The organism is Streptomyces sp. TS71-3 (genome assembly GCF_018327685.1).
Lineage (GTDB): Bacteria > Actinomycetota > Actinomycetes > Streptomycetales > Streptomycetaceae > Streptomyces.
Genome location: NZ_BNEL01000001.1, coordinates 2336920 through 2348641, shown reverse-complemented (window position 1 = coordinate 2348641; position 11722 = coordinate 2336920). Strand labels below are relative to the sequence as shown.

The following is an 11722-nucleotide window of genomic DNA, read 5'->3' as shown; positions in this document are numbered from 1 at the left end:
CTCGGGGGACGCGGACCTAAGAAATCCGCAGAAATGGACGAGCAGTGAGCCAGATCATCGTCAAGCGCCCACCACGGATTCTGCCGTCGGAGGTGCCGACGGAGGACATCGAGCTGCAATCCCCGCCCGAGCTGCCGCGGGGTCAGCAGGAGGGCGCGATGATGCAGTTGCTGCCCATGCTGGGCATGGGCGGCTCCGTCGTCTTCTACTTCATGCCGACCACGCAGCCGTTCATGAAGGTCATGGGCGCGGTGATGGTGGCGTCGACGATCGCGATGTCGATCTCCATGGTGATCCGCTACCGCCGGGGCACGCAGGGCGAGTTGGCGAACATGCGCCGCGACTACCTGCTGTACCTGTCGCAGACCCGGCACACCGTCCGGGACACGGCACAGGCGCAACGGGACGCCCAGTACTACCTGCACCCCTCACCCGAGCAGCTGTGGGCGCTGGTCGCCGAGGGCAGCCGCGTGTGGGAACGCCGCCCCGGCGACGACGACTTCGCGCAGGTGCGCATCGGACTCGGCCCGCAGTCCCTGGCCTCCCCGCTGATCCCCCCGCACATGGCGCCCGTGGAGCAGCTGGAGCCGCTCACCGCGCACGCCATGCAGCGCTTCCTCGCGCTGCACAGCACCCTCGACGCGCTGCCGATGGCGATCTCCCTGCGCGCCTTCTACCACCTGACCATCAGCGGCGACCCGGTGTCCGCGCGGGCCACCGCCCGGGCGCTCGCCGCGTCGCTGGCGTCGCTGCACTCGCCCGAGGACCTGGTGATCGCGGTGGCCGCGGGCCGCGACGCGGGTCCGCACTGGGAGTGGGCCAAGTGGCTGCCGCACTCCCAGGCGCCCGGCCCGGCGGACGGTGCGGGCACCCGCCGCCTGATCACGCGCGACACGATGGAGCTCGAAGAGCTGCTCGCCGCCCGCCTCCAGGGCCGGCCGCGCTTCCACCCGGCGGGCGCCCCGCTGCCGGAGGAGCCGCACATCGTCGTCATCCTGGACGGCACCTCGCTGCTGCCGGTCTCCACGCTCGCCAGCCCGGAGGGGCTCCAGGGCGTGACGGTCGTGGAGGTGGTGAGCGGCGAGCTGTCCGGGGCGCGCGGCGGCCTGTCGGTCGTCGTGCACCCGCGCACGGTCCACCTGGAGTCCGAGGACGGCCTGGTCTACGAGGGCACGCCCGACCTGATGTCGTACGAGGCCGCGGAGGCGCTGGCCCGCCAGCTGGCGCCGCTGCGGGTGGCGTCGGGCGGCGAGGACGACGAACCGCTGCTGGCCAACCTGGAGTTCACGGACCTGCTGGGCCTGGGCGACGCCGCCTCGGTGGACACCAAGCGGACCTGGCGGCCGCGGGCCCTCGCTGAGCGGCTGCGCGTGCCCATCGGCCTCGGCGAGGACGGCCGCCCCGTGATGCTGGACCTGAAGGAGGCCGCGCAGGAGGGCATGGGCCCGCACGGCCTGTGCGTGGGCGCCACCGGTTCCGGCAAGTCGGAGCTGCTGCGCACCCTGGTGCTGGGCCTCGCGGTGACCCACTCGTCGGAGACGCTGAACTTCGTCCTCGCCGACTTCAAGGGCGGTGCGACGTTCGCGGGCATGGCGCAGATGCCGCACGTCGCCGCGGTGATCACCAACCTCGCCGACGACCTCACGCTGGTGGACCGGATGGGCGACTCCATCCGCGGCGAGCTCAACCGCCGCCAGGAGATGCTGCGGGACGCCGGCAACTACGCCAACATCCACGACTACGAGAAGGCCCGCGCCGCGGGCGCGCCGCTCCAGCCGATCCCCTCGCTGGTCCTGGTCATCGACGAGTTCAGCGAGCTGCTGACCGCCAAGCCCGATTTCATCGAGATGTTCGTCCAGATCGGCCGCATCGGCCGCTCGCTCGGCGTCCACCTGCTGCTGGCCTCGCAGCGCCTGGAGGAGGGGCGGCTGCGCGGCCTGGAGACCTACCTGTCCTACCGTGTGGGTCTGCGGACGTTCTCCGCCGCGGAGTCCCGCGCCGCGCTGGGCGTCCCCGACGCCTACCACCTGCCGAACGTGCCCGGTTCCGGTTACCTGAAGTTCGGTACGGACGAGATGGTGCGGTTCAAGGCAGCGTACGTCTCCGGGGTGTACCGCTCCGGCGCCCAGCAGGCCGCCCTGGGCGGTCCGGTGCCGGTGCAGCGGCGGCCGGTGCTGTTCACGGCGGCGCCGGTGCCCGTGCACTACGCCGACCCCGGTGAGCGGGGGCAGGGCGGCGCGGAGTCCGGCAGGGCCGAGGACAGCGTCCTCGCCGACACCGTCCTCGATGTGATCGTGCGCCGTCTGGAGGCGCAGGGCCCGGCGGCGCACCAGGTGTGGCTGCCGCCGCTGGACACCCCGCCGCCGCTGGACGCGCTGCTGCCGGGCCTCGCACCCGTGCAGGGGCGGGGCCTGACCCAGCCGGGCTACGAGGGCGCGGGAAGGCTCGTCGTCCCGCTCGGCCTCGTCGACAAGCCGTACGAGCAGCGGCGCGACCCGCTGTGGTGCGACTTCTCCGGAGCCGCCGGCCACATGCAGCTCATCGGCGGCCCGCAGTCCGGCAAGTCCACGCTGCTGCGCACCCTGGTGGCGTCGTTCGCGCTCACCCACACCCCGCACGAGGTGCAGTTCTACGGTCTCGACTTCGGTGGCGGCGGCATGGTCGCCGTGGCCGGGCTGCCGCACGTCGGCGGGGTCGCCTCCCGGCTCGACCCGGAGAAGGTGCGGCGCACGGTCTCCGAGGTGTACGGGGTGATGAGCCGGCGCGAGGAGTACTTCCGCACGACGGGCATCAGCTCGATCGCGGAGTTCCGCTCGCGGCGCGCGCGGGGCGACATCTCCGTGACGGACCAGCCCTGGGGCGACGTCTTCCTGATCATCGACGGCTGGGGCAGCTTCCGCTCCGACTACGAGGCGCTGGAGGAGTACGTCCTCGACATCGCCGCCCGGGGCCTCGGCTACGGCATCCACCTGGTGCTGGCCGCCTCCCGTTCGATGGAGGTGCGCTCCAACCTCAAGGACCAGCTGATGAACCGGCTGGAGCTGAGGCTGGGCGACCCGATGGACTCGGAGTTCGACCGCAAGGTCGCCGCGAACGTGCCGGCGGGCGTGCCCGGCCGCGGCCAGACCCCGCAGAAGGCCCACTTCATGGCGGCGGTGCCGCGCATCGACGGGCTCCAGTCCGACACGGAGCTCTCCGAGGCCACCACGTCGCTGGCCACCGAGGTCTCGCGGCACTGGACGGTCCCGGGCGCACCCGAGGTGCGGCTGCTGCCGCGCGAGTTCCCCGCGGCCCAGCTGCCGGCCGGGCACGTGCACCCCGAGCGCGGGGTGGCCTTCGCGCTCGACGAGAACAACCTGGAGCCGGTCTTCATCGACTTCGAGCAGGACCCGTTCCTGCTCGTCTACGGCGAGAGCGAGTCGGGCAAGTCGAACCTGCTGCGGCTGCTCATCAAGCAGCTCACGGAGCGGTACTCGGGCGACGCCTGCAAGTTCTTCGTGGTCGACAACCGCCGCGCCCTGCTGGACGTCACGCCCCGCACGCACCTCGCGGAGTACGTGCCGATGTCCAACGCCATGGGGCACCACGTGGAGGCCCTGGCGGACCTGATGCAGCGGCGCACGCCCACCGCGGAGGTCACGGCACAGCAGCTGCGGGAGCGGAGCTGGTGGCGGGGCCCGACGGTCTTCGTGGTCGTCGACGACTACGACCTGGTCTCCACGTCCAGCGGCAACCCGCTGTCCGACCTCACCGAGATGCTGCCGTTCGCCCGGGACGTCGGCGTCCGCTTCATCATCGCCCGCAGCTCGGCGGGCGCGGGGCGGGCCACCTACGAGCCGTTCATCCAGCGGATGACGGAGCTCGGCGCGCAGGGGCTCATGCTCTCCGGCGACCCCAGCGAGGGCGATCTCATGGCGGGCGTCCGCCCGCGCCCGATGCCCACCGGCCGCGGCGTCTTCATCTCCCGGCGGCGGGGCAGGCCGCTGGTCCAGACGGGTCTGATGCCGGACGTCCACTGAGTTCCGGCGGTTTTGCGCCCAGCTCGCTCTGCTCGTTTCCCCTGCTGCCCCACCCGGACCGCCCACCTCTCGTCGGGCCGGGTGGGGCCGGCACCGGGCATCCGGCTCGCACCCACCCCGAACCGGCCACGAAGCCCCCACCAACCCCGCACAACAACCTGCTCCCTGCCCCCATCCTCCACCACCCCCGCGCCTCTCCCATTGGTAGGTTGACGCCTGCCCTCAGTAGTCGGACGCTTGCCCGGTCGCACGGAGAATTCGCGCCAACGGGGCGGGGAACGGGGACACGCGGAGGGCGGCGGGGGAGCCGGTCGGGGCACCGGTCCGCCGAGCGACAGCCGCATAACGGGGAAAGGGTTGCCGGATGGCATGGGACGAGTGGGAGCAGCTCAAAGCAGAGGCTGCGGGGCGGCATTCCGCGCGGATGGAGTTGAACTCGGTTCCGGTGGACGGGGGCAGCTCGACCCCGCCGGGCGGCGATCTCCAGGTCAGCCAGAAGGACCTGGCCGCCGTGGGTGACGCCGCGTACAAGCTGTACAACGACTTCAACAAGTACAGCGACCACGCGCGGCTGTCCTCCATGGGCGCCGCGGGCGGCCTGGAGAAGGAGGGCTTCGCGATCGGCGGCGCCCTCGACCACGTCGCCGAGCGCTGGATCGACCAGTGCCAGAACCTGCTCGACGCCTGCGCGCACATCTCCAACCACATGGACTTCACCAAGAAGGCGCACGCGGACGACGAGGTCTACATCGCCGGGACCCTCAGCAGCATCTCCGAGCTGGACCACGGGTTCGACGAGCGGAAGGGCAGCTGATGGACCTCGACGCGCTCCGCTTCGGCAACTTCTCCAAGCTCGGTGAGGCCATCACCGACTGGGACGAGATGACCAAGAAGCTCGAGACCCTGGCCCGCGACGCCCGGCAGAACCTCAAGGGCAAGGCGGACAAGGCGAACTGGGCCGGTGTGAACTCGCAGGTCTCCCGCGGCTTCATCGACAAGACCGCCGGCGAGTTCGACGACGCGCACACCCAGGCGAGCACCGTCCACAACATCCTCAAGGACACCAACGACGAGCTCACCGGCTACCGCAAGCAGCTCAACGACGCCATCGACCGCGGCCTGAAGAAGAACCTCACCGTGGTGGACACCGGGCACGGCGGCTTCACCGTGGCCATGAACATCCACCCCGACCGGGCCGCGCAGGGCACGAAGGTTCCCGAGCACACCGAGCAGGACGTCGCCGACCTGCGCGACGAGGTCCAGCGGATCCTCAAGAACGCCACCGACAGCGACACCTCCGCCGCCAAGGCCCTGCGGCTCATCGTCGACCAGGCGAAGTACGGGTTCTCCGACGCGAACTACAAGGACCGTGACTCCGCGGCGAACGCCATCAAGGCCGCCGAAGACATGGCCAAGCTGATGAAGAAGGATCCGAAGGACCTGAGCGACGCGGAGCTCAAGACGCTCAACGCCGACCTCACCAAGTACGGCAAGGACCCCCTCTTCTCCGAGACCCTGGCGCTCGACGTCGGCCCGAAGAAGACCCTCCAGTTCTGGGCGGACCTCGCGGACCCGCAGTACCCCACCTACGATCCGGAACGGCAGCAGCTGGCCAAGGAGCTCCAGAAGAGCCTCGGCATCACCCTCGGCACAGCAACGCTCTCCGACAGCCCCGCGATGGAGAAGTGGGAGAAGCAGATGGTCGACCTCGGCCCGCAGGGCATGGGGGACGACAAGGACGGCTACCCCAAGGGCTTCCAGGTGATGAGCGCCCTGATGCGGTTCGGGGACTACGACGACCAGTTCCTGAACGACTACGGCGACAAGCTCGTCGCCTACGACAAGCAGTGGGACGACGAGGACCTGAACCACTGGATCAACAACTTCGACCAGTCGGACCTCAACTTCTACGGCAAGGGCGACCGGGGCCGGGACCCGATGACGGGCTTCCTGGAGGCGCTCGGGCACAACCCGGACGCGTCCACGCAGTTCTTCGCGCAGCCCGAGGGCGTCAAGGGCACGGTCGACCAGGACTCCGAGCTCAACGACCACTTCAAGTACCTGACCGAGGAACGGCACTGGTGGTCGGACGACCCCCAGACGAAGCACGGCTACATGGCCGGCCAGGACGCTCTGGGGCATGCGCTGGAGTCGGCCACGACCGGGTACGCGTACGACGCCAAGCCCCCCGGTCCGGGCGCCTTCGTCGACCACCGCACCGCCGACACGGCGGGGGTCATGGAGCAGGTCGCCTACCTCTACGGCGGCGAGAACGGGCCGAAGACGCTGCACGACCACCCGGAGCTGGCGGACAGCCTGGGCAAGATGGCGTCGGCCTACATCGACGACATCGACTACAGCATGTCCGGCATCGGCGACCACGGCAGGGACGACGACAACTACCCGGCCCGCTACCCCGGCCGCGCGGACTTCGGCAACGCCGGTGCCATCAACTTCCTCAGCGTCCTGGGGCAGAACGAGGAATCCCACAAGATCACATCCGGTGCCCAGCACCTCTACACGCTGAGCCTGCTCCAGCAGAATCCCCCGACGGACCAGGAGCACTACGACCGCGCCAAGGACGCGCTGGGCCTGGAGGCCCAGACCCGCGGCGTGCTGGACCACTCCCGCGTCCAGCAGGCGGCGGCCGACTACGGTGCGGACTCCGACGACGCCAACAAGTCGCTGGGCAGGTCCACGGACTGGATCAAGTGGGGCGTCGGCGTCACGATCGGCGCGGGCGTGGCCGCCATTCCCGGAGCCGAGGGGGCGGGCATGGCCATCATCCCGCTCGCCACGGAGACCGCCGGAAGCGCGGTGGAGGAGTTCATCGGCCAGGGCATCGACAACGCCGCGGACAAGGCCGAGGACGACCCCACCGCGAAGGCGCAGATGACCAGCCAGAAGTTCTTCGAAGCGGGCGCCGACACCATCGGCAACGACTACGACTACTACTTCCGGGGTCACGAGCAGAAGGGCGACTACGACAACGTCGTGGGCGACCTCAATGACAAGTACTACGGCACCGGTCCCAACGAGGACAGGTACCGCGGCCGCCCCCCGTACAAGGACTGAGGACCGTGCGAAACTTCCATCCCTCCGGGGTGCGCCGCCCAAGCCGGCGCGGCGGACTCCTCACCGGAGCGCTGTGGGCCGCCGCGGCGGCGACGGCGCTGGCCGGTGTGACCGCCTGCTCGGACGACGGTTCGGGCAACCAGAGCAAGCCGCCGGAGGCCTCGTCGACGCCCGCGGGGCACGTCTGCGGCGGCGCGTTCGACGGGTCGGCCGCGGCGGCCCTGAAGCGGCTGTCGGGCACCGACGGCTTCCGGGAACTCAGCGGGAGCCACTTCTCGCTGGGCAACGCCGCGGCCCAGCTGAGCGGCTCGGCACAGCACGACGAGTGCAACGTCTACCTGCCCGGCGACAGCAGCGGCGCCCCGCTCCTCCGGCTGGACTTCAAGGCCGCCGACGACCATCCGACCCGCTCCGAGGTGGAGAAGCTGTCGTCCGGCAAGGACCTCACGTTCTACGACCTGGGCGCCTACGCGGCCACCAGCGACGAGAACTCCACCGCCCTGTACTTCGCGTGCACCACGAAGGGCTCGGGCGGCCGGCAGTCGCGTTATGTGGACGCGTCGATGTACACCACGGCGGGCCAGTTGAAGGGCGACTCCACCAGCAAGGACCGGATGACCGTCCTCAACTCCTTCGCCCGCCGGCTCGCCGATCAGCTGGGCTGCGCGGACGAGGCGCATCTGCCGTCCGCGGTACCGGAGGGCGAATCCGCACAGCAGTAGCCCATGAAGGATCGAGCCGTGGCCACCCGGTTCCGGCCGGGCGGCCGCCGGCTTACGGCGCGGTGTCGGCGGCCTCGACGCATACGTGCGCGGTGTCGGCATGTGCTCAAACGATCTCTCGACCGGTGGCGGCGAGGACGACCTCCGGGATCGCCCCCGTACAAGGATTGAAGGGTTCCATGCGTAATTCGCCTTCTGCCGAGACGTCGAGCCATCGGCATCGCCGGCTGTTCCTCGCACGTGCGGTGGCCGTGGCAGCGACGCTCACGGCGATGACCGGCCTGTCGGCATGCTCGGGCAACGAGAATGCCGGCGACAGGCCGGCGCCGTCGAGCACACCAGCCAGCCGGGTCTGCGACGGGGCGTTGGACAAACTGGCGGCTGCGTCGCTCAAACGTCTCGGCAATGACGACAGGTTCAAAGAACTTACCGGAGAGACCGACGCGGGCCGGCCCAACACCTTCTCTCTCAGCAGGGCCGCAGCGCATCTGCACGACAAGACGGAACTGCGCAGCAGGTGCACCCTCTATCTGCGGGGTGATACCAGTGGCGCCCCGCTGATCCAGCTGGACTTCAAGGCGGCAGACAGCCACCCGACCAGAGCGGCCGTGGAGAAGGCGGAACCCGGCAGGGAACTCACCTTCTACCGGCTGGGCGCCTACGCCGCCACCTCCGGTGACGACTCCACCACCCTGTACTTCGCCTGCCCGACGAAAGGCACGGAAGGCACGACGAGTTATGTGGACGCGAGTGCCTTCAGTTCCGGAAACCAGCTGAAGGGACACTCCATCAGCAAGGACAGGATGACCATCCTCAATTCCGTCGCCAGGCACCTGGCGGAGAAACTGGGCTGCGCGGATGAGGCGCGACTGCCGAAGACGGTTCCCGACGGGGAATCCGTGACCCCGTAGCCGCCGGCGGCTTTGACTGGCCGGGTGACCGCCGCGATCGATCCAGGGCGGCCACCGGGCCACGGGGACCCGGATCGACCCCGCAGCGGGTCAGGGAAAGCCACTTGGGATCCTTGATCATCTTGACTCCTGTGTCCCGGGCTCTGGCCTTGACTCGTGTATCCCGGGCTCCGGCGCAGAAGCTGAGCTGCACCGACGAGGTGCAACAGCCGGCGACCGTCCCGCATGGCACACCCGTGGCGCCATAACCACCCCTCCGAACCAGCCGAACGTGATCGGTGGGCCCGGCGGGCACAGTAGGCTGTTCGGACAACACGATCCGTACACGGCGAAAGGTGACCGCTCCATGGCCGACGCTCGGGACGAGGCGCTTCGCGCACACGACACGCAGGAGGCGCAAAGCGCCCAGGACGCGCGTGACGCTGAGACCAAGGCGCGCAAGGAGCGTGAGAAGGAGGAGCTCTACGGGCTCGACATCTCCGGTGTCGAGTGGCACGGCGCGCCGGGCACCGAGGCGCACGAGGAACGCGTCGAGATCGCGTATCTGCCTGACGGCGCGGTGGCCATGCGCTCGTCGCTCGACCCGGACACCGTCCTGCGGTACACGGAGGCCGAGTGGCGGGCGTTCGTGCTCGGCGCCCGGGACGGCGAGTTCGACCTGGAGCCGGCGCCGCACAACGGCGGCCTGCCGGCCGAGTGACTCTGTTCAGGAGAACAACGGGGGTGGGCACCTCCCGCGCGTGCCCACCCCGCTGTCCGTGCTGCGTACTTCCTCTACCGCGTACTTCCTACTGGAAGTAGCTGGCGGCCTTCAGGTCGCCGCCGCGGTAGTCACCGCCGGCGTTGTGCACCAGGCGCGTGATGTTCATCAGCGCCTGGTGGATGACCCTGGCGTCCTTGTCCCACGCCTGCTGCACCTGGGTGTAGGTGCGGTGCGCCTCGCCGTCCCAGCCGGTGGCGGCGCGGGTCACCGCGGCCTTGATGTCCTCCAGGTCGGCCTCCAGGCGCTTGGCCTGGTTGCCGAGCTCGGTGGCCATCGCGTCGAGGCCGCCGTACTTCACTGCGAGTTCGTCGTAATGCGGGTTCGCCATGGTTACGCATCTCCTTGATGAAGTCTGCTGTGTGCGGGCGGGGGCAACGGGCTTCGTCCGCAGCCGCCCTGCGCCAGCGCACCCTGTCAGCGGGACGGCGGGCGGGAACGTGCCCGGAGCGGCCCCGTGGGTGCGTGAGCGCGGGTCAGTAGCTGCTGAGAGCCGACGTGGTGTTGCCCAGACCCGGGTCGATCGCCTTGGCGTCCGCCATGATCTTGTCCTCGGAGTCGTTCTTGATCTTCCGAGTGGCGTTCATGGCGTCGAGGAACTTCGCCAGCGTCTTGCCCATGTGGACGAGGCTGGTGTTGATCTCCGCCTGCTTGCTGCCGAAGGCGTTGGCGCCGAGACCGACCCAGTGCGCCTCGAGCTGGTCGATGGTGCCCTGGAGCCGCTTGACCTGATCCTTGATCGAGTCGTACTTCTCCACGATGTGCTGCTCGAGCTTGACGAGTTCCGGGTCTGATACCTTCTGGCCATCAGCCATGACTGAACTTCCCTTCCTGAAACTGTCTCTGTCGTTACTGCGGTCTTCAGTTGTCGGGGGGACCTCTGTGCCCGTGTCACGGGGCTTTCGAGGCGTACAGTCCGGCGTCGGGGCCAGGAGCCGAATTGTCGGTGCCGTTCACTCGATGGCGTTCTCAGGCGGTGCGCCGTTTCCTGACGAAGGCGAAGACCGCGCCGCCGATCACGACGACCGCGGCCACCACTCCGATGATGGTCCACATCTGACCGTCGCCACCGGAGTCCTCCGAGGACGCGGCCGCGGAACTCTTGTCCCCCGAGGTTCCGGCGCCGTCTGAGGATCCCTTGCCGTCCGAGGATTTGTCGTCCGGATTTTGGGACGCCGATCCGGTTGCGGAGGTTCCGGCGGTTCCCGAGCTGGCAGCAACTCCCGGGGTTTTCGCACCGGTGATGGGGTCGATGTCGGGAGCACCCGGGCTCCCCTCGTGGTGCAGGAGATTGCGGGCCGGCCGGATCAGCCCGTAGCCGAGGTAGGTGCTGGGCTTGTCCTTCGGCCAGTCACGCCCGGCGGTGTCGACGAGTACACGGAGGACCTGATCCGCGGTCCACTTGGGGTGCGCGGACCAGATGAGGGCGGCGGAGGCGGAGGCGATGGCGGAGGCCTGGCTGGTGCCCTCGCTCTTGCAGTAGCTCTTCAGGTTCTTGTCGCACCATGCGGGGACGTGGGCGCCTGGTGAGGCTAGGTCGACGTTGATGCCGTGCTGGGAGAAGCTGGTGACGGTGCCGTTCTCGTCGGCGGCGGAGACGCCGACCACTCCGTCGTAACCGGCGGGGTAATACAGCTTGGTGTCTCCCTCGTTACCCATACCGGCGAAGAGCAACTTGCCTTTCCCAATGGCGTACTCGACCGCGGCCGCTTCATCGGATGTGGGGACATCCCCGCCGAAAGACATGTTGATGATCTGAGCATCGCTATCCGCGGCGGCACGGATGGCCTTGTCGCTGTCACCCCCATGCGACGATGACAGTGATTTCAGGGTCGTTCGAATAGGGTCGATCTTGGCGTCCGGAGCCAGACCTTTGAGCCCCCCGCCCCTTCCTGACCCCGCGATGAGTTCAGCCATGGTCGTCCCATGGCCTTCGTAGTCGCTGTGGGCGCCGCCGGTGGTTCCTGTTACGTCTGTGCCAGGGAGCAACTTTCCCTGAAGGGAGGGCGTGTCGGAAACGCCAGTGTCGATCACCGCGACTGTGATGCCCTTGCCTGTGCTGACCTTCCACAGTTGATCAGCGCTCATGGCGTCCAGGTACCACTGCTGCGACTGGACATCGTCAGCCGCCGCCGCGGGTGCAAGACCCGTCAGGGCAACGCCCCAGACGCCCAGCGTCGCGGCCACCAAGCCCGCGGATCGTCGTCTGCGGGCATGGCTCCGCGCGGTGGAGCT

9 protein-coding genes are annotated in these 11722 nt (G+C 69.2%); 6 read left to right on the top strand and 3 right to left on the bottom strand.

Annotation, left to right across the window (positions count from 1 at the left end; all coding sequences use genetic code 11):
* Positions 1-44 precede the first annotated feature (44 nt).
* The 6 genes from eccCa to Sm713_RS09575 all read left to right on the top strand — a co-directional run bounded on the left by eccCa (position 45) and on the right by Sm713_RS09575 (position 9427).
* Entirely contained in the window at positions 45-4019 is a 3975-nt protein-coding gene (gene eccCa, locus Sm713_RS09600; RefSeq protein ID WP_212909220.1) for a type VII secretion protein EccCa, read from the top strand.
* A 364-nt stretch (positions 4020-4383) separates the two neighbouring features.
* Complete coding sequence (locus tag Sm713_RS09595; protein WP_212909219.1) at positions 4384-4833, top strand: hypothetical protein; 450 nt, start codon at positions 4384-4386, stop codon at positions 4831-4833.
* Complete coding sequence (locus Sm713_RS09590) at positions 4833-7094, top strand: DUF6571 family protein (RefSeq protein WP_212909218.1); 2262 nt, start codon at positions 4833-4835, stop codon at positions 7092-7094. The genes Sm713_RS09595 and Sm713_RS09590 overlap by 1 nt, the downstream gene beginning before the upstream one ends.
* 5 nt (positions 7095-7099) lie before the next feature.
* Positions 7100-7816 carry a hypothetical protein gene (locus tag Sm713_RS09585; RefSeq protein WP_212909217.1) on the top strand — a complete coding sequence of 239 codons (717 nt, stop codon included), beginning with the start codon at positions 7100-7102 and terminating at the stop codon, positions 7814-7816.
* Positions 7817-7995: 179 nt separating this feature from the next.
* Entirely contained in the window at positions 7996-8727 is a 732-nt protein-coding gene (locus Sm713_RS09580) for a hypothetical protein (RefSeq protein WP_212909216.1), read from the top strand.
* Positions 8728-9073: 346 nt separating this feature from the next.
* Positions 9074-9427 (top strand): DUF397 domain-containing protein, encoded by a 354-nt coding sequence (locus Sm713_RS09575; protein ID WP_212909215.1) that lies wholly within the window; start codon positions 9074-9076, stop codon positions 9425-9427.
* 88 nt (positions 9428-9515) lie between these two features.
* Here Sm713_RS09575 and Sm713_RS09570 read toward each other — a convergent pair whose 3' ends face one another.
* The 3 genes from Sm713_RS09570 to Sm713_RS09560 all read right to left on the bottom strand — a co-directional run bounded on the left by Sm713_RS09570 (position 9516) and on the right by Sm713_RS09560 (position 11674).
* Complete coding sequence (locus Sm713_RS09570) at positions 9516-9818, bottom strand: WXG100 family type VII secretion target (protein WP_212909214.1); 303 nt, start codon at positions 9816-9818, stop codon at positions 9516-9518.
* A 145-nt stretch (positions 9819-9963) separates the two neighbouring features.
* Positions 9964-10302: a WXG100 family type VII secretion target gene (locus Sm713_RS09565; RefSeq protein WP_212909213.1), complete on the bottom strand. Its 339-nt coding sequence runs from the start codon at positions 10300-10302 to the stop codon at positions 9964-9966.
* A gap of 154 nt (positions 10303-10456) precedes the next feature.
* The gene (locus Sm713_RS09560; protein ID WP_249416547.1) at positions 10457-11674 is read right to left on the bottom strand and encodes a S8 family serine peptidase; all 1218 of its coding nucleotides are present in this window, start codon (positions 11672-11674) and stop codon (positions 10457-10459) included.
* Between the last annotated feature and the right edge of the window lie 48 nt (positions 11675-11722).